Source organism: Porphyromonas gulae DSM 15663, from assembly GCF_000378065.1.
Taxonomy (GTDB): Bacteria; Bacteroidota; Bacteroidia; order Bacteroidales; family Porphyromonadaceae; genus Porphyromonas; species Porphyromonas gulae.
Window position 1 is genome coordinate 69,023 of sequence record NZ_KB899151.1, and the last position, 20,762, is coordinate 89,784.

A 20,762-nucleotide genomic window follows, 5' to 3' on the forward strand; every position below is an offset into this window, starting at 1 on the left:
TTGTCATAACTATATTTGTACACAAGTAAGTGAAATTCGGATGATGCAAACGAACAGCAAAACGAAGAAAGAAACGGAAGGTTCGCACGATAGTGCTTCGAAGAAACAGAAAAACGGGGAGCATGGGCATTCGTCGGATAGAAAGATGGCCAACCCATTGCAGATCCTCATGCTTGCATTGCTCCTATGGTTGGCAATAGAAGATTTGGCTACCTCGGGGCAATGGGGGATGTCTGCCATTGCCGGGCTGGTCTTTTGGGCAATCCTGCGGAAGCGCAGACTACTGCCAAGAAAGATCGACCGGCGGCTGCAATCGCTGCTCTTTCCCCTTCGGATACGAATCCGCGCATTAGAGTTGAGGCTGATACGTGGCAGAGCCACTCCACCGGCAGACCCCTGCGTACATACATGCCAAAACTGCGGAGACGGATATACGGGCAATTTCTGCAATCGCTGCGGACAAACCTCTCGCACCGGACGCTATCACTTCCGGCAGATGGTCCGAAACGTGATAGGCGGCTTCACCAATATCGACAACGGTTTCGGACGTACCATCGTGGAACTACTCTACCGCCCGGGTTATTTGATACGGGACTTTATCGGTGGCAAGAGGGTTGTCTACTTCCGTCCCTTTCAGACCCTTTTCGTGCTGGCCTCTCTGTACATCATCTTTGCACAACTGATCGGACCTGATCCCTCGCAGAAAAAGTCGGCTGGCGAGGAGCTTACACGTCAAGAGTATCGGATGGATCAAAGAGAAATATCCTCCTTGCAAAAGGAGAATGAGGCAGTCGGCAGTGATAGCAGAGAAATGATCGCCGAGCGATACACGGGGAGAAGAGCCTTTTTTTACAAGCAAATGAAGTTCGTCACCGAGCAGAAAAATAAGTTGAACTCCCTCCCTTTCTTTTCAAGAATATGGAGTCTGCTGGTGGAATGGTTCCAAAGCAACAAAGCCGTCAGGATTATCACTATTCTCCCCATCCTTGCCGTTTGTACCAAAGTCGCGTTCGGCCACAAAGGGGCGGCGGCATATAACCTGACCGAGCACATTATCACTCAGGCATACATAGCCTGCCAGCTGTTATTGCTGAACGTTCTCGCCCTGCCTTTCTACGGCGATGCCCGGATGGGGTCGCTATACGGGCTGCCTGCATTGCTCCTATTCCTTTTGTTTTGGTGGGACTACAAGCAGCTATTCCTCTGCTCTTGGTGGCGGAGCTTCTGGCGTACACTTCTCGTTATGCTCTATTGCTTGCTCTTCTTGGCTCTGACGGCTTCCCTGATCGCGGTCGTTATTATGGCGATCGAGGCTATCGGTAGAGCTGCATAGAAGCCCCACTCACTCTTGGGCGGATATATTCCGATCGGATTTTCTCGAACCGTAATTGCTCCGATTGCGGCGCGTCTTTTCGGGAAAAGCGGCGCGAGATTTTTTTCGCTGTGGCGCGAGAATTTTTTACTTCCCGAGCCACAGCGAAAAATTTTACGCGCCACGTTTTTCGGAGCATGGAGATAGAAAATTATGGTGCGTAAACGCTTTGCAGGGCAGCTGTCCTTTTTCCGTTCCGGTTTCTCTCTTTGGTCTGAATCGTGCTACCTTCGGTATCTCTCGCGCGTGCGTACATTAATATTATATGCGGTGCGTTCCTTTTCTGTGGCTGCGCGCTGTATTTCTCTTTTTCGGGCTGTTTTTGTATTCTCTTTCTTTTCGGTGCTGACATTCCCCTTTCGATGCGCATCCGCCTTTTCGGATCTCTCGCTTGGGAAGAACCGTTCGGCCTATGGATGTCGGTTGATGCTATTGAGTATTAGAGCGTTGCCGTGAAAAAAAGCTGTGGGGACTGTTGCGGATTGGGAAAATATATGTACCTTTGCGCCACTGCTCGTATAGTTGGCAGTGTAATAGATTAGGAAAGAGATAATTATAATCATAGTTTTAAAGAAAGAAGAAATGCCTACAATTCAACAGTTGGTTAGAAAGGGTCGTGAATCTTTCGCGGATAAGAGCAAATCGCCGGCATTGAATTCGTGCCCGCAGCGTCGTGGTGTTTGTGTGCGCGTTTATACGACTACGCCCAAGAAGCCGAATTCGGCTATGCGTAAGGTGGCACGTGTGCGCCTGACGAACTCTAAGGAAGTCAATGCCTACATCCCGGGAGAGGGTCACAACTTGCAAGAGCACAGCATCGTGCTGGTTCGTGGAGGTCGTGTGAAGGACTTGCCCGGTGTGCGCTATCACATCGTACGTGGTACGCTCGATACAGCAGGCGTGAATGGCCGTACGCAGCGTCGCTCCAAATACGGTGCCAAGCGTCCGAAGCCCGGACAGGCTCCTGCCGCTAAAGGTAAGAAGTAAGAGCCGCTAAGCGGACTCGTCGGCTTCGATGAGCGAGGCCGCAGACCGATAAGGACGAATCACTTCCCCAATCTACAATCGCGCTACGATCAAGGGCGCAACCAACAAATTATTTAAGAACCGGTTTTGAGTTCAATTGGATAGGCTTAAACAGGGTTGAGTAAATGCTCCGGCGGGAGCGTTGAAGACAAAAATGAAACGGCAACCAATCGACAAAAACGAAATTTTTTGAGACAATGAGAAAAGCAAAACCTAAAAAAAGACAGATCCTGCCGGATCCCGTCTATGGTGATGTGAAGGTGACTAAGTTCGTTAATCACCTAATGTATGATGGAAAGAAGAGCACAGCTTTCAGTATCTTCTACGGTGCTTTGGACATCGTGAAGACGAAGCTCTCAAACGAAGAGAAGTCTGCCCTCGAGATTTGGAAGGCGGCCCTCGATAATATCACTCCTCAGGTAGAAGTAAAGAGTCGCCGTATCGGTGGTGCTACCTTTCAGGTGCCGACGGAAATCCGTCCCGAGCGCAAGGAGTCGATCTCTATGAAGAATCTTATCCTTTATGCCCGTAAGCGTGGTGGAAAGACTATGGCCGATAAATTGGCTGCTGAGATAGTAGACGCATTTAACAACCAAGGCGCAGCTTTCAAACGTAAGGAAGATATGCACCGCATGGCCGAGGCTAACCGCGCATTCGCCCACTTCAGATTCTAAAGGAAGACCCCAATGGCAATTGATAAGGAATTACAGTTTACAAGAAATATCGGCATCATGGCTCACATCGATGCCGGAAAGACTACTACATCCGAGCGTATCCTGTTCTATACGGGTCTGACCCACAAGATCGGCGAGGTGCACGATGGCGCAGCTACCATGGACTGGATGGAGCAGGAACAGGAGAGGGGGATCACAATCACTTCTGCTGCTACGACTGCGTTCTGGAACTACAACAATCAAAAGTACAAGATCAACCTGATCGACACTCCGGGGCACGTGGACTTCACGGTGGAAGTGGAGCGTTCTCTCCGTATTTTGGACGGAGCCGTAGCTGCTTTCTGTGCCGTAGGTGGTGTAGAGCCTCAGAGCGAAACGGTATGGCGTCAGGCTGAGAAGTATAATGTACCCCGTATCGGCTATGTGAACAAGATGGACCGTTCGGGTGCTAACTTCTTTGAAGTGGTACGTCAGCTTCGCGAAGTGTTGGGTGCCAATCCTTGCCCCATTCAGATTCCTATCGGAGCAGAGGAGACATTCAAGGGAGTTGTGGACTTGGTGACTATGAAGGCTCTCGTATGGAACGATGAGACCATGGGCTCCAAGTACGATGTAGAGAACATCCCCGCCGAACTTGTGGCTGAGGCCGAAGAGTGGCGCGACAAGATGCTCGAGACATTGGCCGACTGCGATGATACGCTGATGGAAAAGTATTTCGATGATCCTTCTACCATTACGGAGGACGAAATCCTGGCAGCTCTTCGCAAGGGTACACTCGCCATGCAGATCAACCCTATGCTCTGCGGTTCTTCATTCAAGAACAAGGGCGTGCAGACATTGCTCGATGCCGTATGTAAGTTCCTCCCCAGCCCGGTGGATACGCCCACAGTGGAAGGTACGGATCCTTCGGACCCGAACAAGGTGATAGAGCGCAAGACATCTCCGAGCGAGCCTCTCTGTGCTTTGGCTTTTAAGATCGCTACCGACCCGTACGTAGGTCGTCTTTGCTTCTTCCGCGTATATTCCGGTGAATTGCCCGCCGGCTCATACGTTTACAACACGCGTTCTGGCAAGAAGGAGCGTATCTCTCGCCTCTTCCAGATGCACTCGAACAAGCAAAATCCGAAAGATGTGATCGGTTGCGGTGACATCGGTGCCGGTGTAGGCTTCAAGGATATTCGTACGGGCGATACGCTCTGTGATGAGAATCATCCTATCGTTCTCGAATCTATGGACTTCCCCGATCCTGTGATCGGTATCGCCGTAGAACCGAAGACGCAGAAGGACCTCGATCGTTTGGGCGTAGGCTTGGCCAAGTTGGCCGAAGAGGACCCCACGTTCCGCGTTCAGACCAATGAAGAGTCCGGACAGACGGTTATCAGTGGTATGGGTGAGCTTCACCTCGATATTATCATCGATCGTCTGCGTCGTGAGTTCAAGGTGGAATGCAACCAGGGACGTCCTCAGGTTTCTTACAAAGAGGCTATCAACGATCCTGTGGAGCTTCGCGAAGTGTACAAGAAGCAGACCGGTGGTCGCGGTAAGTTCGCCGACATTATCTGTCGTGTGGAGCCTGCCGATGCTGACTTCGAAGGCGAGCTGCAGTTCGTGGATGAGGTGAAGGGCGGTAATATCCCCAAGGAATTCATTCCTTCTGTTCAGAAGGGTTTCCAGCGCGCCATGAAGAATGGTGTATTGGCCGGTTATCCCCTTGATCAGCTGAAGGTAACTGTAATCGACGGTTCTTTCCACCCGGTGGACTCCGACCAGCTCTCGTTTGAAATCTGTGCCCTCCAGGCATTCAAGAATGCTTGTGAGAAAGCTCGTCCTACTCTGATGGAGCCTATCATGAAACTGGAAGTGGTAACTCCCGAAGAGAGTATGGGTGATGTGATCGGCGACTTGAACAAGCGTCGCGGTCAGGTGGAAGGTATGGAAAGCAGCCGTACCGGTGCGCGTATCGTAAAGGCTAAGGTGCCTCTGGCTGAGATGTTCGGCTATGTGACGGCTCTCCGTACGATAACGAGCGGTCGTGCTACGAGTACAATGACCTTCTCTCACTATTCAGAAGTGCCCTCTACCATCGCTAAGCAGGTGCTTACCGAAGCTCAGGGTCGCGTTGATTTGATCAAATAAAAGCAACAACATAGATATGAGCCAAAAGATTAGAATTAAGCTGAAGTCTTACGATTATATGCTGGTGGACAAGTCTGCAGAGAAGATCGTAAAGACGGTGAAAGCAGCCGGTGCGATGGTTAGCGGTCCTATACCCCTGCCCACACACAAGCGGATTTTCACAGTGAACCGCTCTACGTTCGTAAACAAGAAGAGCCGTGAGCAGTTCGAACTCTCTTCCTACAAGAGATTGATTGATATTTACAATTCTACTGCCAAGACTGTGGATGCTCTGATGAAATTGGAACTCCCCAGCGGTGTGGAAGTGGAAATCAAAGTTTGAGAAACGTTTAATACAAACTGAAATGCCAGGTTTATTAGGAAAGAAAATCGGAATGACATCCGTATTCAGTGCCGAGGGCAAGAATCTGCCATGCACTGTTATCGAAGTTGGTCCTTGTGTGGTTACGCAAGTAAAGACTTTGGAGAAAGACGGCTATAGCGCATTGCAGCTTGGTTTTGTGGATGCAAAAGAAAAGCACACGACAAAACCTCTGGCCGGCCATTTCAAAAAAGCCAATGTAACCCCCAAGAGACACTTGGCCGAGTTCAAGAATTTCGAAGGCGAGCACAAGCTCGGCGACGTGCTGAACGTAGAGCTGTTCAGCGATGCCGGCTTTGTCGATGTAGTGGGAACTTCTAAAGGTAAAGGTTTCCAAGGTGTAGTAAAACGCCACGGCTTCGGCGGCGTGGGTCAGGCTACACATGGTCAGCACAATCGTTTGCGTGCTCCCGGTTCTGTAGGTGCTTGTTCATATCCTGCCAAAGTGTTCAAAGGAACGCGTATGGCCGGTCAGATGGGTAACGAGCGCGTGACTGTGCAGAATCTGGAAGTTATTAAGGTGATGCCCGAGCACAATCTGCTCCTTGTGAAAGGTAGCGTGCCCGGTGCTAAAGGTTCAATCTTGTTAATTGAAAAGTAATGGAACTGAGCGTATATAATATCAAAGGAGAAGATACGGGTAAGAAAGTCGTTCTGGACGACTCGATCTTTGCGATAGAGCCTAACGACCATGCTATCTACTTGGATGTAAAGCAGTACATGGCCAACCAGCGCCAAGGTACGCACAAGGCCAAAGAACGTAGCGAACTTTCCGGTAGTACGCGCAAGCTGATCCGTCAGAAGGGTAGCGGTGGAGCACGTCGTGGTGATATCAACTCACCCCTCCTCAGTGGTGGTGCTCGTGTTTTCGGTCCGCGTCCTCGTAACTACAGCTTCAAGCTGAACAAGAAGCTGAAGGCTTTGGCTCGTCGTTCGGCTCTGAGCTACAAAGCGAAGAATAATGAGATCATCGTAGTGGAGGACTTCAACTTCGATGCTCCCAAGACAAAGGCTTTCAAGGCTATTTCTGCTGCATTGAAGGTGGACGAAAAGAAAGTGCTCTACGTCCTTCCCGAGATGAATAAGAATGTGCACTTGTCTGCTCGCAACCTGCCGAATACGAATTTGATTCTTGCCAATCTGATCAATACTTACGCAGTGTTGGCTTCCAAGAATCTCGTGCTGACAGAGCGTTCTGTTGCCGTTGTTAATGAACTATTTAAAGCATAAGGAGGATTTGGTATATGGGAATCATCATTAAGCCGATTATTTCGGAAAAGATGACCGCTGTTACGGAAAAGATGTCGGAGCGTTATGGCTTCCGCGTTTCTCCTAACGCGAATAAAATAGAGATTAAGAAGGCTGTAGAGGCTATGTATAATGTGAAAGTCGAAGACGTGAACACGATGAGATATGACGGTAAGCGCAAAAACCGCTATACCAAGAGTGGACTGATTCGCGGCAAAGAGGCTTCTTTCAAAAAGGCGATTGTGACGCTTAAGAAAGGAGATACGATCGACTTCTTCAGCAATATCTAAGAAAAAATGGGAATACGTAAACTCAAGCCCACAACCCCGGGGCAAAGACACAAGGTTATTGGTGCGTTTGATAAGATCACTGCAAGCACACCAGAAAAGTCTCTTGTAGTTGGTAAGAAGAAAACGGGTGGCCGTAACAATACCGGTAAGATGACAATGCGTTACATCGGTGGTGGTCACAAGCAAAAGTATCGTTTCATCGACTTCAAGAGAACGAAAGATGGCATTCCTGCTACAGTAAAGACCATCGAGTACGATCCTAATCGTTCGTCTCGTATCGCACTGCTTTACTATGCGGACGGAGCAAAGGCTTATATCATCGCTCCGGACGGCTTGGAAGTCGGCCATACAGTGATGTCAGGAAGCGAAGCTGCTCCCGAAGTCGGCAACGCTCTTCCTCTGGCGAATATACCCGTCGGTACGATTATTCACAACATCGAGCTTCGCCCGGGTCAGGGTGCCAAGATGGTTCGCTCTGCCGGATCATTTGCGCAGCTGACTTCTCGCGAAGGAACCTATGTGGTGATCAAGATGCCTTCAGGCGAAGTTCGTCGTATTTTGTCTACTTGTAAGGCTACGATCGGTAGCGTGGGCAACTCAGACCATGCTCTGGAAAAATCAGGAAAGGCCGGTCGTTCTCGCTGGTTGGGTCGCAGACCTCACAACCGAGGCGTGGTGATGAACCCTGTGGATCACCCCATGGGTGGTGGTGAAGGTCGCCAGTCAGGAGGTCATCCCCGTTCACGCAAGGGCTTGTATGCTAAGGGCTTGAAGACAAGAGCTCCGAAGAAGCATTCTTCTAAGTACATCATTGAGAGAAGGAAAAAGTAATCTGATTTAATCAAAGAAAATTATGAGTCGTTCACTTAAGAAAGGTCCATATATTAATCTCAAGCTGGAAAAGAAGGTCTTGGCGATGAACGAGAGCGGCAAGAAAGCTGTCATTAAGACGTGGGCTCGTGCCTCAATGATTTCTCCCGACTTCGTGGGACATACCATTGCAGTGCATAACGGAAATAAGTTTATTCCTGTTTTTGTTACCGAAAACATGGTGGGTCATAAGTTAGGAGAGTTTTCTCCTACACGTACTTTCCGTGGTCATGCCGGCAACAAGAAGAAGTAATTCGGTTGAATACAAACACTTCAGGAATCTGAACAATTAAAAGTATTAAGAACAATGGGTGCAAGAAAACATAATTCAGCCGAAGCAAGAAAGGAAGCCCTCAAGCAGATGTACTTTGCCAAGCTTCGTAACGTGCCTACTTCTCCCCGCAAGATGAGATTGGTGGCCGATATGATCCGTGGTATGGAAGTGAATCGCGCCTTGGGTGTGCTGAAGTTCTCTAACAAAGAAGCTTCGGCACGTGTAGAGAAGCTGCTGCGTTCTGCAGTGGCAAACTGGGAAGAGAAGAACGAGCGTAAAGCCGAAGAGGGTGAGTTGTTCGTGTCTCGTATTTGTGTAGACGGTGCTTCTACGCTCAAACGCCTTCGCCCTGCACCACAGGGTCGTGGCTATCGGATTCGTAAACGCTCGAATCACGTGACCATTTATGTAGATACGCTTAATAACGATAATAACTAACGAAGGATGGGACAGAAAATAAATCCGGTAAGTAATCGTTTGGGAATCATCCGTGGATGGGATTCCAATTGGTATGGTGGTCGTAAATATGGTGAGACGCTATTGGAAGATAGTCGTATTCGTCAGTATCTGAACGCTCGCCTTGCCAAAGCCAGTGTATCGCGTATCGTTATTGAACGTGCATTGAAGTTGGTAACCATTACCATCTGTACCGCTCGCCCGGGTATGATCATCGGCAAGGCTGGTCAGGAAGTCGATAAGCTGAAAGAAGAGTTGAAGCGCATCACGAAAAAGGATGTCCAGATCAATATCTATGAGATCCGGAAGCCTGAGTTGGATGCTGCTATTGTGGCTGAGAATATCGCTCGCCAGCTGGAAGGAAAGATCGCTTATCGTCGTGCCGTAAAGATGGCTATTGCGTCGGCTATGCGTATGGGTGCAGAAGGCATCAAGATTCAAGTATCCGGCCGTCTGAACGGTGCGGAAATGGCACGTTCTGAAATGTTCAAGGAAGGGCGTACCCCTCTGCATACCCTCCGTGCAGACATTGACTATGCTTTGGCAGAGGCTCTGACTAAGGTCGGCTTGCTCGGAATTAAGGTTTGGATTTGCAAAGGGGAGGTTTACGAGAAACGCGACCTCGCTCCCAATTTTGCAGTGGCCAAAAACCAAAGCCGTCGTCCCAATGCACAAGGCGGCAACAACCGTGGCGGTGATCGCAACCGTAGAAGAAAAGGTAATCGCTAACATTTAGAAAGACAGACAAAATGTTACAACCAAAAAAAACAAAGTTTAGAAGACAGCAGAAAGGTCGCATGAAGGGTTTTGCCCAGAGAGGCAACCAGTTGTCTTTCGGTTCTTTTGGAATCAAGTCTTTGCAGAGCAAGTGGATAACCGGTCGTCAGATTGAGGCCGCTCGTATTGCAGTGACTCGCTATATGCAGCGTCAAGGACAAGTGTGGGTTCGTATTTTCCCTGACAAACCTATTACCAAGAAGGGAGAAGGTGTTCGTATGGGTAAGGGTAAGGGTGCTCCGGAAGGTTTCGTCGCTCCTATTACTCCCGGTCGAATCATTTTCGAAGTGGAAGGTGTGTCTTACGAAATAGCTAAGGAAGCTCTTCGTTTGGCTGCTCAGAAGCTCCCCGTAACGACTAAGTTCGTGGTCCGTCACGACTATGATATCCAAAATCAAAATGCGTAATTGTCATGAAGATTGCCGAAATTAAAGAGCTTGCAACGAAAGAGCTCCAGGAGCGATTGGATGCCGAAGTGGCTGCTTATGACCAAATGCGAATCAACCATGCGGTTTCGCCTTTGGATAGTCCTGCTAGACTAAAGCATCAACGTCGTATGATTGCGCAGATGAAGACAGTGCTGCGCCAACGCGAACTCAATAAATAAATAGAGTGCACACATGGAAAGAAATCTTAGAAAAGAACGTGTGGGTGTTGTCTCAAGCAACAAAATGGATAAGACTATCACGGTTGCTGTGAAGTGGAAAGAGAAGCATCCTATATATGGTAAGTTTGTCAATAAGACAAAAAAATACCACGCACATGACGAGAAGAATGAATGCGGTATCGGCGATACGGTACGTATCATGGAAACGCGTCCTCTGAGTCGTACAAAGAGATGGAGACTAACTGAAATAATCGAAAGGGCAAAATAAGATGATACAACAAGAATCAAGACTCGTTGTCGCTGACAATAGCGGAGCAAAAGAAGCTCTCTGTATTCGTGTTTTGGGCGGCACGCGCAGACGTTATGCCTCTGTGGGTGATATCATCGTGGTTTCGGTCAAGAGTGTTATCCCTTCAAGCGACATCAAGAAAGGTGCTGTCTCCAAAGCAGTAATCGTACGAACGAAGAAAGAGGTTCGTCGCCCCGATGGATCGTACATTCGTTTTGACGACAATGCTTGTGTCTTGCTGAATGCAGCCGGTGATATTCGTGGCAGCCGTATCTTCGGACCGGTCGCACGCGAACTGCGTGGAACAAATATGAAAATTGTTTCTCTCGCTCCCGAAGTATTATAACTTTATAATTAAGCAAGCAGAAATGAGTAAATTACATATAAAGAAAGGTGATACCGTCATGGTGATCAGTGGTGAAGACAAGGGCCACTCTGGTCGCGTTTTGGAGGTATTAGTAAAGGAACAGCGTGCGATCGTCGAAGGGCTGAATATGATCAAAAAGCATGCTAAACCTAGTGCCAAGAATCCTCAGGGTGGAATCATATCAAAGGAAGCTCCTATACATATTTCCAACCTGAATGTTGTTGATCCCAAAACAGGAAAGGCAACTCGCATTGGCCGTCGTCTCAATGAGAATGGCAAATTAGTTCGTTACGCTAAAAAATCAGGAGAGGAGATTAAATAATGAGTGCCACTGCCAATCTGAAGAAAGACTATCAGGAAAGAATCGTTCCTGCCCTGATGAAACAATTCGGTTATACGAGCGTGATGCAAGTCCCTGTGTTGAAGAAAATCGTGATCAACCAAGGTCTTGGTATGGCTACTGGTGACAAGAAGATTATCGATGTTGCAGTAAGCGAATTGACGGCTATTACCGGACAGAAAGCTGTGCCGACAGTATCAAAGAAAGACATCTCGAACTTTAAGTTGAGAAAGAAGATGCCAATCGGTGTCATGGTTACTCTGCGTCGCGAGCAAATGTATGAGTTCTTGGAGCGTCTGGTGCGCATCGCTTTGCCTCGAATCCGCGACTTTAAGGGTATCGAAAGCAAGCTCGATGGAAGAGGTAACTATACGTTGGGAATCAATGAACAAATCATTTTCCCCGAGATAAATATCGATGCGATTACGAAGATTCTCGGAATGAATATTACCTTTGTGACTTCGGCGCAATCCGATGAAGAAGGTTATGCCCTTCTGAAAGAATTTGGTTTACCGTTCAAGAACGCTAAAAAACAAAATTGATATGGCTAAAGAATCAATGAAAGCCCGCGAGGTGAAGCGTGCCAAGCTTGTGGCGAAATATGCTGCAAAGAGAGCGGCACTCAAGGCTGAAGGAAATTATGAAACCTTGCAGTTGCTCCCTAAGAATGCTTCTCCTGTTCGTTTGCACAATCGTTGCTCGATGACTGGGCGTCCGAAGGGCTATATGCGCCAATTTGGTATTTCCCGTATTCAATTTCGTGAAATGGCTTCTGCCGGTCTTATCCCCGGCGTAAAAAAAGCGAGTTGGTAAGAGTTTTAAATATTGTCCGGCTTTCCGGATCAATTTAATTGTAATTCAAAATGACAGATCCTATTGCAGATTATTTGACGCGGTTGCGTAATGCAATTATGGCTGGCCATCGTGTGGTAAGTGTGCCGGCGTCAAATATTAAGAAAGAGATCACAAAGATCCTTTTCGACAAAGGGTATATCCTGAACTATAAGTTTGAGGAGAATGACTCTCAAGGCATAATAAAAGTTGCCTTAAAGTATGATTTGGCACATAAAGTAAATGCCATCAAGAAGTTGAAGCGTGTGTCTCGTCCCGGTCTTCGAAAGTATGTGGGCTATCGTGATATGCCCCGCGTATTGAATGGCCTTGGTATTGCTATTGTTTCTACCCCACGAGGAGTGATGACTGATAAAGAAGCTCGTGAGTTGAAAGTTGGGGGAGAAGTATTGTGTTACGTTTATTGATAAAGGAGGTACAGAATTATGTCAAGAATTGGTAAGTTGCCCATCAGCATACCCGCTGGTGTGACGGTATCTCATAAGGAAGAAATCGTAACTGTAAAAGGTCCTAAGGGCGAGTTGTCACAATATGTAGATCCTCGAATCGCTGTTGTGATAGAAGATGGTGTGATCCATTTAGAGCGTAAGACCGATGACCGTATTGAACGCTCTTTGCATGGTCTCTATCGTTCCTTGATTAATAATATGGTGCAGGGTGTTTCTGCCGGTTTTAAGCGTGAACTCGAACTCGTTGGGGTAGGCTACAGGGCTTCTAATCAAGGGCAGCTCCTTGAGCTTTCCTTGGGCTTTACGCATAGCATTTTCATGCAGCTGCCTAAAGAGGTGACAGTTGAAACCAAGAGCGAGAGAAACAAAAACCCTTTGATTATCCTCGAAAGTGCTGACAAGCAGCTTCTCGGTCAAGTGTGTATGAAGATCCGATCGTTCAGAAAACCTGAACCTTACAAGGGTAAGGGTGTCAAGTTTGTCGGTGAGCAAATTCGCAGGAAGTCTGGTAAATCTGCTGGAAAATAATCGTAACTAAGTATTATCATGGTAACGAAAGAACAAAGAAGACAAAAAATAAAGGCTCGTGTACGCGGCAAGATTAGCGGAACAAAGGAAAGACCACGCTTGACTGTTTTCCGCAGCAATAAGCAGATATATGCGCAATTGGTTGATGATATTGCCGGTAGAACTCTTGCTTCTGCATCATCTTTGAAATTAGAGATGACAGGATCTAAAAAGGAAATTGCGGCCAAGGTTGGTGACGAAATAGCGAAAGCAGCCACTGAGGCAGGTATATCCACTGTAGTGTTTGATCGTAACGGCTATCTTTTCCATGGCCGTATTAAGGAATTGGCTGATGCAGCCCGTAAAGGCGGCCTCAAATTTTAATCGATATGGCTATTGTATATAATCGAGTAAAATCGACAAACGATCTGGAATTGAAGGATCGCTTGGTTGCAATCAATCGTGTGACCAAGGTTACAAAAGGTGGGCGCACCTTTACTTTTGCTGCTATTGTTGTCGTAGGTAATGAAGACGGTGTTATCGGCTGGGGCCTTGGAAAAGCCGGTGAAGTCCCTGCCGCTATAGCAAAAGGGGTTGAGGCTGCTAAAAAGAATTTAATCCGGGTTCCGGTGCATAATGGTACAATCCCTCACGAACAAGCTGCTTCTTATGGTGGAGCCAGCGTGTTTTTGAAGCCCGCGACCACTGGTACCGGAGTAAAGGCTGGGGGTGCCATGCGTGCTGTCTTGGATAGCGTTGGCGTTACTGATGTCCTTGCAAAAAGCAAAGGCTCTTCTAATCCTCACAATCTTGTAAAAGCAACGATTCAAGCCCTCGCAGAGATGCGTAGCCCTTTGATGGTTGCTCAGAATCGCGGTATCTCTGTTGAAAAAGTTTTCAAAGGTTAATTGAGGAGGAAGATTAGTGATGGCTAAAATTAAGATACAACAAGTTCGTAGTAGAATTAGGTGTCCTAAGGATCAGAAGAGAACTTTAGATGCCCTTGGATTGAGAAAATTGAATCAAATTGTCGAGCATGAAGCTACTCCCAGTATATTGGGTATGGTTAATAAGGTGAGACACCTGGTTTTGATCGTTGAATGATTAACGCTAAAAACAAGAAGAACAGATGAATTTGTCTAGTTTAAAGCCTGCAGAGGGGGCGGTCAAGTCTCGCAAGAGAATTGGTCGTGGTCCGGGTTCAGGCCTGGGAGGAACCTCTACAAGAGGACATAAAGGAGCGAAATCACGTTCTGGCTATTCTAAGAAGATCGGTTTTGAAGGAGGTCAAATGCCTATTCAGCGCCGTTTGCCTAAGTTTGGCTTCAAGAATATAAATCGAGTAGAATACAAGCCAATCAATCTGTCTGTGCTTCAGGCTTTGTCCGAGGCTAACTCTCTAACGAAGATTTCGGTAGAAGACTTGATTGCTGCAGGGTTTGTTTCTCGAAACTCTTTAGTTAAGATATTGGCCAATGGTACAGTGACTACGGCTTTGACAGTAGAAGCTCATGCTTTCTCCAAGACAGCAGAAGAAGCTATTGTAAAAGCAGGAGGATCTGTTGTAAAACTATAAGCTTATGCGTGCGGTAGAAACAATCAAGAATATATGGAAGATTGAGGATTTGCGTCAACGCATTCTCACGACCATATTGTTCGTCGTCGTTTATCGCTTGGGTTCATTTGTAGTGATCCCCGGTATTGACCCCGCATCGTTGTCAGCACTCAAAGACCAGACGGCTGGAGGACTGATGGCTCTCTTGGATATGTTTTCTGGGGGAGCTTTCTCACATGCATCTATTTTTGCCTTGGGCATTATGCCTTATATCTCTGCTTCGATTGTTATGCAATTGGCAGCGATTGCTGTACCTGCAATGCAAAAATTGCAGCGAGAAGGTGAGAGTGGGCGCATGAAGATCAATCAGTGGACTCGTTATCTGACAGTTGCTATTTTGATTTTACAGTCTCTTACCTATTTGGTGAACTTGCGAGTACAGATGCAGTCTGTAGGAGCATCGATGCCCGGTGGCCTTTGGTTCCAGATAGTTGCAGTTGCTATTCTTACCGGTGGTAGTATGTTTGTCCTGTGGTTAGGAGAGCGTATTACAGACAAGGGTATCGGTAATGGTATTTCGTTGATCATTCTCATTGGTATTATCGCTCGTTTGCCTCATGCTTTTGTGGCTGAGTTTACTTCTCGTACAACGAGTGCTGTTGGTGGTTTGGTCGCTTTCCTTGCAGAGATTGTATTTCTTCTTTTTGTCATAGCAGGTGCAATCCTGTTGGTACAAGGAACGAGAAAGGTGCCTGTGCAATATGCGAAGCGAGTTGTCGGCAACAAGCAGTATGGGGGAGCACGTCAGTATATCCCCTTGAAAGTAAATGCTGCCAATGTGATGCCTATCATCTTTGCTCAGGCACTGATGTTCATTCCGATCTCTATTTTGGGATTCGCCAATGTTGATCAGTCTTCGGGATTCCTGAGTGCTATGTCTAACAACACAAGTGTTTGGTATAATCTTGTATTTGCTATTTTGATCATTCTCTTTACGTATTTCTATACGGCGATTACGATCAATCCTAAGCAGATGGCCGATGACCTGAAGAGGAACAACGGCTTTATTCCCGGTATTAAGCCCGGAAAACAAACAAAAGATTATATTGACGCGATAATGGACAGAATAACCCTTCCTGGAGCATTGTTTTTGGCGATAGTTGCCATCCTGCCTGCTTTTGCGGAGATGTTCGGTGTTAGTTCGGCTTTTGCACAGTTCTTCGGAGGAACTTCTCTACTGATTTTGGTGGGAGTTGTTTTGGATACCTTGCAGCAGATCGAGAGCCATCTCTTGATGAGACATTATGATGGCTTGTTGAAGAGTGGACGTATCAAAGGTAGAGTTGGATCTGTTTCCGCGTATTGATGATTTACCTAAAGACGGATGAAGAAATCGCGTTGATGCGCGAAGCAAATCAGTTGGTTGGAAAGACTCTGGCCGAAGTTGCAAAAAATATTCGGCCGGGTATTTCAACCTTGATGCTTGATAAGGTCGCAGAGGAATTTATTCGTGACCATGGGGCTGAGCCGGCTTTCCTTGGTTATGGAGGTTTCCCTAATAGTATTTGCGTATCGGTCAATGAGAATGTGGTTCATGGTATCCCTTCTGCTAAAGCTATCCTTGAAGAAGGCGATATCGTATCAGTCGACTGCGGTACTTTCCTGCATGGATTTACGGGAGATTCTGCCTATACGTTTGCTGTAGGAGAAGTTGCCCCGGAAGTATTCCAACTATTGAAAACGACGAAGGAGTCGTTGTACGAAGGGATTGCTGTTGCCATAGAAGGCCATCGAGTAGGAGATATTGGCAGTGTAGTACAGAAGTACTGCGAAAGCCGTGGATACTCTGTTGTTCGCGAATTGGTCGGGCATGGAATAGGTCGGGAGATGCATGAATCACCTGAGGTGCCGAACTATGGTCGGCCAGGTACCGGCCCTTTGTTGAAAAACGGGATGTGTATCTGTATTGAGCCCATGATCAATCTTGGAAGTAAGAATGTAGTTACTGAAAAGGATGGTTGGACTATACGTACAAAAGATCGCAAACCATCAGCCCACTTCGAGCATTGTATTGCAATCCAGGGAGGGAGGGCACAGATCCTCTCCTCTTTCGATTTTATTCAAGACGTTTTAGGTGATAAAGAATTTTAGATATGTCTAAGCAGACAGCGATAGAGCAAGACGGAGTGATATTGGAAGCACTTTCGAATGCTATGTTCAAGGTTGAACTACAGAATGGTCATGTCATTACGGCTCATATCTCCGGAAAGATGAGGATGCATTATATCAAGATTCTGCCGGGGGATAAAGTCAAAGTCGAGATGTCTCCTTATGATTTGACAAAGGGGCGTATTTCTTTTAGGTACAAATAAATTAAAACCCAAGATAATGAAAGTAAGAGCATCAGTAAAGAAGCGTACTCCCGAATGCAAGATTGTCAGGAGAAAAGGACGCTTATATGTAATCAATAAGAAGAATCCCAAATACAAGCAGCGTCAGGGATAATTGTTTAATTAGCTACAAAAGACAAGCATAATATGGCAATAAGAATAGTTGGCGTTGACTTGCCACAAAACAAAAGAGGTTTTATCGCTTTGACTTATATCTATGGTATTGGTCGCAGTAGTGCTATTACCATTTTGGATAAAGCCGGAGTGGACCGTGATATCAAGGTTAAAGATTGGTCGGATGACCAAGCTGCGGCCATTCGTGATGTTATCGGTGCCGGATATAAAGTAGAGGGAGATTTGCGTTCAGAGGTGCAGTTGAATATCAAGCGCCTCATGGATATTGGCTGCTATCGTGGTATTCGCCATCGTATCGGCCTACCCCTGCGTGGTCAGAGCACAAAGAACAATGCCCGTACACGTAAGGGTAAGAAGAAGACTGTTGCTAATAAGAAGAAAGCTACTAAATAATAAAGATTGATATGGCAAAGAAAGCAGTCGCAAAAAAGAAAGTTGTGAGGGTAGAAGCAGTTGGGCAGGCCCATATCCATTCTTCCTTTAACAACATTATTATTTCCTTAGCGAACAACGAAGGTCAGGTTATCAGCTGGTCTTCAGCTGGTAAGATGGGATTCCGTTCTTCAAAGAAGAATACTCCCTATGCAGCCCAAATGGCAGCTCAGGATTGTGCCAAAGTGGCATATGATATGGGCTTGCGCAAGGTAACGGTTTACGTTAAGGGTCCGGGTAATGGTCGTGAATCGGCTATTAGAACAATTCATGGAGCGGGAATCGAGGTTATGGAGATTATTGATGTAACGCCTATGCCTCATAACGGTTGTCGTCCTCCTAAAAAGAGAAGAGTTTAAGAGAGAATATCTTCTAACATTTCGGATGTTTTATTTTGTGGAATCCGAATTCTTTCGGTGTATGGATTGCCTATAAACTATCAATCTCTCACATAGCAATCGCGGCTGTACCGGAAGTATTCTGTTCATAGAAAAGCATCTGACACAAAACAAATAATAATGGCAAGATATACAGGCCCTAAATCCAAGATCGCGCGTAAGTTTGGCGATCCTATCTTTGGTGCAGATAAAGTTCTTTCCAAGAAGAATTATCCTCCAGGTCAGCATGGCAATAACCGTCGTCGCAAGACGAGCGAGTATGGCCTCCAGCTTCGTGAAAAGCAAAAAGCGAAATATACTTATGGTGTATTGGAGAAGCAATTCCGTCATTTGTTCCATCGTGCACAGCGTGCAAAGGGTGTAACGGGTGAGTTGCTTATTCAGTTCTTGGAAGCTCGTTTGGATAATGTGGTATTCCGTTTGGGGATTGCCCCGACACGCTCTGCTGCACGCCAATTGGTTTCCCACCGTCACATTACGGTAGATGGCAGTGTTGTCAACATTCCTTCTTATTCTGTTAAGCCCGGTCAGGTGATCGGCGTTCGTGAGCGTTCTAAGTCCTTAGAGGTTATTGCTGATGCTTTGACAGGTTTCAATCACAGCAAATATCCTTGGATGGAGTGGGATCAGTCTTCATTGTCCGGCAAGCTGCTGCATATGCCGGATCGTACGGACATCCCTGAAAATATTAAAGAACAGCTGATCGTTGAATTGTATTCGAAATAATCCATAGATCCCATGGCAATATTAGCATTTCAGAAACCCGAAAATGTATTGATGATGGAGACATCGGACTCGATCGCCAAGTTCGAGTTCAAACCTTTGGAGCCCGGTTATGGCATTACCATTGGCAATGCGCTTCGTCGAATACTCTTGTCTTCGCTTGAAGGTTTTGCGATTACTGCAATCAAGATCGAAGGTGTAGAGCATGAATTTGCTACTATTCCGGGTGTATTGGAGGACGTTACTAATATTATCCTCAATCTCAAACAGGTTCGTTTTAAGCAGATTGTTCCTAATGCCGATGTAGAGAAAGCTACAATTGTTATCTCTAATTCGGAGGTGTTCCGTGCCGGTGATTTGAATGCACAGCTTTCAAACTTTGAAGTATTGAATTCGAATCTTGCCATTTGTCACCTCGATAGATCGGCTACGCTTACTATGGAGTTTTCCATAAATAAGGGGCGTGGCTATGTATCGGCAGAGGAGAATCGCGCAGAGCATAATGAGCTTTCCACGATAGCGATCGACTCGATCTATACGCCTATCCGGAATGTCAAGTATGCGGTAGAGAATTTCCGCGTAGAGCAGAAGACTGACTACGAAAAGCTCCTGATGGAAGTGACCACAGATGGCTCGATCCGTCCTGTAGATGCTCTTCGTGAAGCCGCTCAAATCTTGATATCCCACTTCTCTCTCTTTGCAGAGAATAAGATAGCGATAGAGTATGTGGATATAGCCGATACTGATGAGTTCGATGAAGATTCTCTGCACATGCGTCAGCTATTGAAGTCCAAGCTTTCAGGTCTCGACTTGTCTGTTCGTGCTCTCAATTGTCTGAATGCAGCCGGGGTAGATACATTGGGCGATTTGGTGAGTCTGTCGAGGGGCGATCTGATGAAGATTCGCAACTTCGGAAAGAAGTCTTTGACAGAGCTTGACCAACTGCTGGTTGCACTGAATTTGTCATTTGGGATGGATATCAGTAAGTATAAATTAGATAAAGACTAAGAACGATGAGACATAATAAGAAATTCAATCACTTGGGCCGTAAGGCTGCTCACCGTAAAGCAATGCTATCCAATATGGCTGCTTCGTTGATCCTGCACAAGCGCATTTTTACAACGGTAGCCAAGGCTAAGGCCTTGCGTATCTATGTGGAGCCTTTGCTGACAAAAACAAAGGAAGACACAACGCACTCTCGCCGAATTGTGTTCTCTTACTTGCAGAATAAATATGCATTGAAGGAACTCTTCGGAGATGTTGCTGCCAAGATTGCAGATCGTCCCGGTGGGTATACTCGTATCTTGAAGACCGGTTATCGTCTGGGAGATAACGCTGCCATGTGTTTTATTGAGCTCGTTGACTACAATGAAAACATGCTGGGCGAAGCAACGAAAAAGGCTACTAAAACGCGCCGTTCTCGTAAGCGTAAAAGTGCAGATGCCACGGAAGCAGCTCCTGCAGTAGAAACTCCTCAAGCAGCAGAAGAATAAGTAGCTGCCTCGGATATAAATACCTTTGATAGAGGGCGAGCTAGAACAGATGTTCTGGCTCGCTCTCTTTTTATGTCCGAAAAGAAGCCGTAAAGTATTTTTATCTGTCCATAAAAGTAAAAAGGGGCTGTGTCAAAATTCATTTTTGGCTCAGCCTCCTTTTTTTATTCCTCATTCAACAACAAAACCCCAACTTTCACAAGATAGGGCTTCATTCATTCACTAAGTTTGAGTAACTTAGCAAATATCAATTATTTAATGAGTAAAAAGTTACACTTTCATCCTTACATATCCGCCCCATCCTGCTATTTCCTGCAGAACTTGGTCAAAATATTGATGCCAATGACCCTGTGCGCTTGGTCAACAGCATTGTAGATTCGCTGAATTTAGAATCAATCCGAGGTCTCTATCGCGTTCGTGGGCGCAGTGCTTACCATCCGCGCATGATGCTCAAGGTACTTCTCTATGCCTATATGAACAATGTCTATTCTTGTCGCAAGATCGAGCAAGCCTTGCGTCGGGATATCCACTACATTTGGCTCTCGGGATACGAAAAGCCTGATTTCGCCACGATCAATCGCTTTCGCAATCGGATGAAGACAGAGATCAACAAGCTCTTCACACAGCTGGTTCTACTTCTGAGTGATCGTGGCTTCTTGAGCTTGGATGTGTCTTACATAGACGGCACAAAACTCGAGTCTAAAGCCAATAAATACACCTTTGTCTGACGCAAGAGTGTCG

At 46.5% G+C, this 20,762-nt stretch carries 36 protein-coding genes and 1 pseudogene; 36 read left to right on the top strand and 1 reads right to left on the bottom strand.

Annotation, left to right across the window (positions count from 1 at the left end; all coding sequences use genetic code 11):
* The first annotated feature begins 40 nt into the window (after window positions 1–40).
* A complete protein-coding gene (locus tag F452_RS0102625) occupies window positions 41–1,333 on the top strand; it encodes a DUF3667 domain-containing protein (protein ID WP_018964711.1) in 1,293 nt (430 codons plus the stop codon).
* On the opposite strand, the gene F452_RS11320 is transcribed toward F452_RS0102625, so the two are convergent.
* On the bottom strand, window positions 1,314–1,475 hold the full coding sequence (locus tag F452_RS11320; RefSeq protein ID WP_152567036.1) for a DUF1661 domain-containing protein: 162 nt from the start codon (window positions 1,473–1,475) through the stop codon (window positions 1,314–1,316). The two genes, F452_RS0102625 and F452_RS11320, sit on opposite strands and share 20 nt — an antisense overlap.
* Between F452_RS11320 and F452_RS12610 the strand changes: the two genes are divergently transcribed.
* From F452_RS12610 to F452_RS0102800, 35 genes and pseudogenes are all read left to right on the top strand, one after another.
* Entirely contained in the window at window positions 1,444–1,536 is a 93-nt protein-coding gene (locus F452_RS12610; protein WP_160216970.1) for a DUF1661 domain-containing protein, read from the top strand. The genes F452_RS11320 and F452_RS12610 overlap by 32 nt on opposite strands.
* Window positions 1,537–1,954: 418 nt before the next feature.
* The gene (rpsL, locus tag F452_RS0102635; protein WP_004583602.1) at window positions 1,955–2,359 is read left to right on the top strand and encodes a 30S ribosomal protein S12; all 405 of its coding nucleotides are present in this window, start codon (window positions 1,955–1,957) and stop codon (window positions 2,357–2,359) included.
* A gap of 236 nt (window positions 2,360–2,595) precedes the next feature.
* On the top strand, window positions 2,596–3,072 hold the full coding sequence (gene rpsG / locus F452_RS0102640) for a 30S ribosomal protein S7 (protein ID WP_018964714.1): 477 nt from the start codon (window positions 2,596–2,598) through the stop codon (window positions 3,070–3,072).
* A gap of 12 nt (window positions 3,073–3,084) precedes the next feature.
* Window positions 3,085–5,208, top strand: coding sequence for an elongation factor G (fusA, locus tag F452_RS0102645; RefSeq protein ID WP_018964715.1), 2,124 nt, complete (start codon window positions 3,085–3,087; stop codon window positions 5,206–5,208).
* A 16-nt stretch (window positions 5,209–5,224) separates the two neighbouring features.
* Entirely contained in the window at window positions 5,225–5,530 is a 306-nt protein-coding gene (gene rpsJ / locus F452_RS0102650) for a 30S ribosomal protein S10 (RefSeq protein ID WP_004583599.1), read from the top strand.
* 22 nt (window positions 5,531–5,552) lie between these two features.
* Window positions 5,553–6,170, top strand: coding sequence for a 50S ribosomal protein L3 (gene rplC / locus F452_RS0102655; RefSeq protein WP_026292132.1), 618 nt, complete (start codon window positions 5,553–5,555; stop codon window positions 6,168–6,170).
* Window positions 6,170–6,799, top strand: a complete 630-nt coding sequence (rplD, locus tag F452_RS0102660; RefSeq protein WP_018964717.1) for a 50S ribosomal protein L4 — start codon at window positions 6,170–6,172, stop codon at window positions 6,797–6,799. Before rplC ends, rplD begins: the two co-directional genes overlap by 1 nt.
* A gap of 14 nt (window positions 6,800–6,813) precedes the next feature.
* Window positions 6,814–7,107, top strand: a complete 294-nt coding sequence (gene rplW, locus F452_RS0102665; protein WP_018964718.1) for a 50S ribosomal protein L23 — start codon at window positions 6,814–6,816, stop codon at window positions 7,105–7,107.
* A 6-nt stretch (window positions 7,108–7,113) separates the two neighbouring features.
* Window positions 7,114–7,938, top strand: a complete 825-nt coding sequence (gene rplB, locus F452_RS0102670) for a 50S ribosomal protein L2 (RefSeq protein WP_010956448.1) — start codon at window positions 7,114–7,116, stop codon at window positions 7,936–7,938.
* A 22-nt stretch (window positions 7,939–7,960) separates the two neighbouring features.
* A complete protein-coding gene (rpsS, locus tag F452_RS0102675; protein WP_010956447.1) occupies window positions 7,961–8,230 on the top strand; it encodes a 30S ribosomal protein S19 in 270 nt (89 codons plus the stop codon).
* 54 nt (window positions 8,231–8,284) lie between these two features.
* Window positions 8,285–8,689 carry a 50S ribosomal protein L22 gene (gene rplV, locus F452_RS0102680; RefSeq protein WP_004583593.1) on the top strand — a complete coding sequence of 135 codons (405 nt, stop codon included), beginning with the start codon at window positions 8,285–8,287 and terminating at the stop codon, window positions 8,687–8,689.
* Between the two features lie 6 nt (window positions 8,690–8,695).
* Window positions 8,696–9,436: a 30S ribosomal protein S3 gene (gene rpsC / locus F452_RS0102685; RefSeq protein ID WP_004583592.1), complete on the top strand. Its 741-nt coding sequence runs from the start codon at window positions 8,696–8,698 to the stop codon at window positions 9,434–9,436.
* A gap of 20 nt (window positions 9,437–9,456) precedes the next feature.
* Window positions 9,457–9,891 (top strand): 50S ribosomal protein L16, encoded by a 435-nt coding sequence (gene rplP, locus F452_RS0102690; RefSeq protein ID WP_026292133.1) that lies wholly within the window; start codon window positions 9,457–9,459, stop codon window positions 9,889–9,891.
* Window positions 9,892–9,896: 5 nt separating this feature from the next.
* A complete protein-coding gene (rpmC, locus tag F452_RS0102695; protein WP_018964720.1) occupies window positions 9,897–10,091 on the top strand; it encodes a 50S ribosomal protein L29 in 195 nt (64 codons plus the stop codon).
* Window positions 10,092–10,104: 13 nt separating this feature from the next.
* The gene (rpsQ, locus tag F452_RS0102700; protein WP_004583589.1) at window positions 10,105–10,359 is read left to right on the top strand and encodes a 30S ribosomal protein S17; all 255 of its coding nucleotides are present in this window, start codon (window positions 10,105–10,107) and stop codon (window positions 10,357–10,359) included.
* A gap of 1 nt (window position 10,360) precedes the next feature.
* Window positions 10,361–10,726, top strand: coding sequence for a 50S ribosomal protein L14 (gene rplN / locus F452_RS0102705; protein WP_004583588.1), 366 nt, complete (start codon window positions 10,361–10,363; stop codon window positions 10,724–10,726).
* Between the two features lie 22 nt (window positions 10,727–10,748).
* The gene (gene rplX, locus F452_RS0102710; protein WP_004583587.1) at window positions 10,749–11,069 is read left to right on the top strand and encodes a 50S ribosomal protein L24; all 321 of its coding nucleotides are present in this window, start codon (window positions 10,749–10,751) and stop codon (window positions 11,067–11,069) included.
* A complete protein-coding gene (gene rplE, locus F452_RS0102715) occupies window positions 11,069–11,629 on the top strand; it encodes a 50S ribosomal protein L5 (protein WP_004583586.1) in 561 nt (186 codons plus the stop codon). The genes rplX and rplE overlap by 1 nt, the downstream gene beginning before the upstream one ends.
* A 1-nt stretch (window position 11,630) precedes the next feature.
* Entirely contained in the window at window positions 11,631–11,900 is a 270-nt protein-coding gene (gene rpsN, locus F452_RS0102720) for a 30S ribosomal protein S14 (protein ID WP_026292134.1), read from the top strand.
* A gap of 50 nt (window positions 11,901–11,950) precedes the next feature.
* Window positions 11,951–12,346 (top strand): 30S ribosomal protein S8, encoded by a 396-nt coding sequence (gene rpsH / locus F452_RS0102725; protein ID WP_010956444.1) that lies wholly within the window; start codon window positions 11,951–11,953, stop codon window positions 12,344–12,346.
* An 18-nt stretch (window positions 12,347–12,364) separates the two neighbouring features.
* Entirely contained in the window at window positions 12,365–12,916 is a 552-nt protein-coding gene (gene rplF / locus F452_RS0102730) for a 50S ribosomal protein L6 (protein ID WP_018964723.1), read from the top strand.
* 18 nt (window positions 12,917–12,934) lie between these two features.
* Entirely contained in the window at window positions 12,935–13,279 is a 345-nt protein-coding gene (rplR, locus tag F452_RS0102735; protein ID WP_018964724.1) for a 50S ribosomal protein L18, read from the top strand.
* Between the two features lie 5 nt (window positions 13,280–13,284).
* Complete coding sequence (gene rpsE / locus F452_RS0102740; RefSeq protein ID WP_004583581.1) at window positions 13,285–13,803, top strand: 30S ribosomal protein S5; 519 nt, start codon at window positions 13,285–13,287, stop codon at window positions 13,801–13,803.
* 19 nt (window positions 13,804–13,822) lie between these two features.
* Window positions 13,823–13,999 carry a 50S ribosomal protein L30 gene (gene rpmD, locus F452_RS0102745; protein ID WP_010956442.1) on the top strand — a complete coding sequence of 59 codons (177 nt, stop codon included), beginning with the start codon at window positions 13,823–13,825 and terminating at the stop codon, window positions 13,997–13,999.
* 25 nt (window positions 14,000–14,024) lie between these two features.
* Entirely contained in the window at window positions 14,025–14,471 is a 447-nt protein-coding gene (rplO, locus tag F452_RS0102750) for a 50S ribosomal protein L15 (protein ID WP_026292135.1), read from the top strand.
* 4 nt (window positions 14,472–14,475) lie between these two features.
* On the top strand, window positions 14,476–15,816 hold the full coding sequence (gene secY, locus F452_RS0102755) for a preprotein translocase subunit SecY (RefSeq protein ID WP_005873886.1): 1,341 nt from the start codon (window positions 14,476–14,478) through the stop codon (window positions 15,814–15,816).
* Entirely contained in the window at window positions 15,816–16,601 is a 786-nt protein-coding gene (gene map, locus F452_RS0102760; protein ID WP_018964726.1) for a type I methionyl aminopeptidase, read from the top strand. The genes secY and map overlap by 1 nt, the downstream gene beginning before the upstream one ends.
* A gap of 2 nt (window positions 16,602–16,603) precedes the next feature.
* Window positions 16,604–16,822 carry a translation initiation factor IF-1 gene (infA, locus tag F452_RS0102765; RefSeq protein WP_004583577.1) on the top strand — a complete coding sequence of 73 codons (219 nt, stop codon included), beginning with the start codon at window positions 16,604–16,606 and terminating at the stop codon, window positions 16,820–16,822.
* A gap of 16 nt (window positions 16,823–16,838) precedes the next feature.
* Window positions 16,839–16,955 carry a type B 50S ribosomal protein L36 gene (gene ykgO, locus F452_RS11325; protein ID WP_004583576.1) on the top strand — a complete coding sequence of 39 codons (117 nt, stop codon included), beginning with the start codon at window positions 16,839–16,841 and terminating at the stop codon, window positions 16,953–16,955.
* 32 nt (window positions 16,956–16,987) lie between these two features.
* Window positions 16,988–17,368, top strand: coding sequence for a 30S ribosomal protein S13 (gene rpsM / locus F452_RS0102775; protein ID WP_004583575.1), 381 nt, complete (start codon window positions 16,988–16,990; stop codon window positions 17,366–17,368).
* An 11-nt stretch (window positions 17,369–17,379) separates the two neighbouring features.
* The gene (gene rpsK / locus F452_RS0102780; protein ID WP_018964727.1) at window positions 17,380–17,766 is read left to right on the top strand and encodes a 30S ribosomal protein S11; all 387 of its coding nucleotides are present in this window, start codon (window positions 17,380–17,382) and stop codon (window positions 17,764–17,766) included.
* A gap of 159 nt (window positions 17,767–17,925) precedes the next feature.
* A complete protein-coding gene (rpsD, locus tag F452_RS0102785) occupies window positions 17,926–18,531 on the top strand; it encodes a 30S ribosomal protein S4 (protein ID WP_004583573.1) in 606 nt (201 codons plus the stop codon).
* A 12-nt stretch (window positions 18,532–18,543) separates the two neighbouring features.
* Window positions 18,544–19,536 carry a DNA-directed RNA polymerase subunit alpha gene (locus tag F452_RS0102790; protein WP_018964728.1) on the top strand — a complete coding sequence of 331 codons (993 nt, stop codon included), beginning with the start codon at window positions 18,544–18,546 and terminating at the stop codon, window positions 19,534–19,536.
* A gap of 5 nt (window positions 19,537–19,541) precedes the next feature.
* Window positions 19,542–20,021, top strand: coding sequence for a 50S ribosomal protein L17 (gene rplQ / locus F452_RS0102795; protein ID WP_018964729.1), 480 nt, complete (start codon window positions 19,542–19,544; stop codon window positions 20,019–20,021).
* Window positions 20,022–20,279: 258 nt separating this feature from the next.
* Window positions 20,280–20,746 (top strand): annotated as a pseudogene (locus tag F452_RS0102800) (transposase); the annotation flags it as partial.
* Between the last annotated feature and the right edge of the window lie 16 nt (window positions 20,747–20,762).

Coding starts and splice junctions, on each gene's coding strand:
- rplO (WP_026292135.1), top strand. CDS start 14,025: ATGAATTTGTCTAGTTTAAAGCCTGCAGAGGGGGCGGTCAAGTCTCGC.
- fusA (WP_018964715.1), top strand. CDS start 3,085: ATGGCAATTGATAAGGAATTACAGTTTACAAGAAATATCGGCATCATG.
- rpsJ (WP_004583599.1), top strand. CDS start 5,225: ATGAGCCAAAAGATTAGAATTAAGCTGAAGTCTTACGATTATATGCTG.
- rplC (WP_026292132.1), top strand. CDS start 5,553: ATGCCAGGTTTATTAGGAAAGAAAATCGGAATGACATCCGTATTCAGT.
- rplV (WP_004583593.1), top strand. CDS start 8,285: ATGGGTGCAAGAAAACATAATTCAGCCGAAGCAAGAAAGGAAGCCCTC.
- map (WP_018964726.1), top strand. CDS start 15,816: ATGATTTACCTAAAGACGGATGAAGAAATCGCGTTGATGCGCGAAGCA.
- rpsD (WP_004583573.1), top strand. CDS start 17,926: ATGGCAAGATATACAGGCCCTAAATCCAAGATCGCGCGTAAGTTTGGC.
- rplR (WP_018964724.1), top strand. CDS start 12,935: ATGGTAACGAAAGAACAAAGAAGACAAAAAATAAAGGCTCGTGTACGC.
- rpsK (WP_018964727.1), top strand. CDS start 17,380: ATGGCAAAGAAAGCAGTCGCAAAAAAGAAAGTTGTGAGGGTAGAAGCA.
- rplP (WP_026292133.1), top strand. CDS start 9,457: ATGTTACAACCAAAAAAAACAAAGTTTAGAAGACAGCAGAAAGGTCGC.
- F452_RS0102790 (WP_018964728.1), top strand. CDS start 18,544: ATGGCAATATTAGCATTTCAGAAACCCGAAAATGTATTGATGATGGAG.
- rpsE (WP_004583581.1), top strand. CDS start 13,285: ATGGCTATTGTATATAATCGAGTAAAATCGACAAACGATCTGGAATTG.
- rplW (WP_018964718.1), top strand. CDS start 6,814: ATGGGAATCATCATTAAGCCGATTATTTCGGAAAAGATGACCGCTGTT.
- rpmC (WP_018964720.1), top strand. CDS start 9,897: ATGAAGATTGCCGAAATTAAAGAGCTTGCAACGAAAGAGCTCCAGGAG.
- rpsN (WP_026292134.1), top strand. CDS start 11,631: ATGGCTAAAGAATCAATGAAAGCCCGCGAGGTGAAGCGTGCCAAGCTT.
- rpsS (WP_010956447.1), top strand. CDS start 7,961: ATGAGTCGTTCACTTAAGAAAGGTCCATATATTAATCTCAAGCTGGAA.
- rplF (WP_018964723.1), top strand. CDS start 12,365: ATGTCAAGAATTGGTAAGTTGCCCATCAGCATACCCGCTGGTGTGACG.
- rpsQ (WP_004583589.1), top strand. CDS start 10,105: ATGGAAAGAAATCTTAGAAAAGAACGTGTGGGTGTTGTCTCAAGCAAC.
- rpsM (WP_004583575.1), top strand. CDS start 16,988: ATGGCAATAAGAATAGTTGGCGTTGACTTGCCACAAAACAAAAGAGGT.
- rpsC (WP_004583592.1), top strand. CDS start 8,696: ATGGGACAGAAAATAAATCCGGTAAGTAATCGTTTGGGAATCATCCGT.
- secY (WP_005873886.1), top strand. CDS start 14,476: ATGCGTGCGGTAGAAACAATCAAGAATATATGGAAGATTGAGGATTTG.
- rplB (WP_010956448.1), top strand. CDS start 7,114: ATGGGAATACGTAAACTCAAGCCCACAACCCCGGGGCAAAGACACAAG.
- rplN (WP_004583588.1), top strand. CDS start 10,361: ATGATACAACAAGAATCAAGACTCGTTGTCGCTGACAATAGCGGAGCA.
- rplQ (WP_018964729.1), top strand. CDS start 19,542: ATGAGACATAATAAGAAATTCAATCACTTGGGCCGTAAGGCTGCTCAC.
- rplX (WP_004583587.1), top strand. CDS start 10,749: ATGAGTAAATTACATATAAAGAAAGGTGATACCGTCATGGTGATCAGT.
- rpmD (WP_010956442.1), top strand. CDS start 13,823: ATGGCTAAAATTAAGATACAACAAGTTCGTAGTAGAATTAGGTGTCCT.
- ykgO (WP_004583576.1), top strand. CDS start 16,839: ATGAAAGTAAGAGCATCAGTAAAGAAGCGTACTCCCGAATGCAAGATT.
- rpsH (WP_010956444.1), top strand. CDS start 11,951: ATGACAGATCCTATTGCAGATTATTTGACGCGGTTGCGTAATGCAATT.
- infA (WP_004583577.1), top strand. CDS start 16,604: ATGTCTAAGCAGACAGCGATAGAGCAAGACGGAGTGATATTGGAAGCA.
- rplE (WP_004583586.1), top strand. CDS start 11,069: ATGAGTGCCACTGCCAATCTGAAGAAAGACTATCAGGAAAGAATCGTT.
- rpsL (WP_004583602.1), top strand. CDS start 1,955: ATGCCTACAATTCAACAGTTGGTTAGAAAGGGTCGTGAATCTTTCGCG.
- rpsG (WP_018964714.1), top strand. CDS start 2,596: ATGAGAAAAGCAAAACCTAAAAAAAGACAGATCCTGCCGGATCCCGTC.
- F452_RS0102625 (WP_018964711.1), top strand. CDS start 41: ATGATGCAAACGAACAGCAAAACGAAGAAAGAAACGGAAGGTTCGCAC.
- rplD (WP_018964717.1), top strand. CDS start 6,170: ATGGAACTGAGCGTATATAATATCAAAGGAGAAGATACGGGTAAGAAA.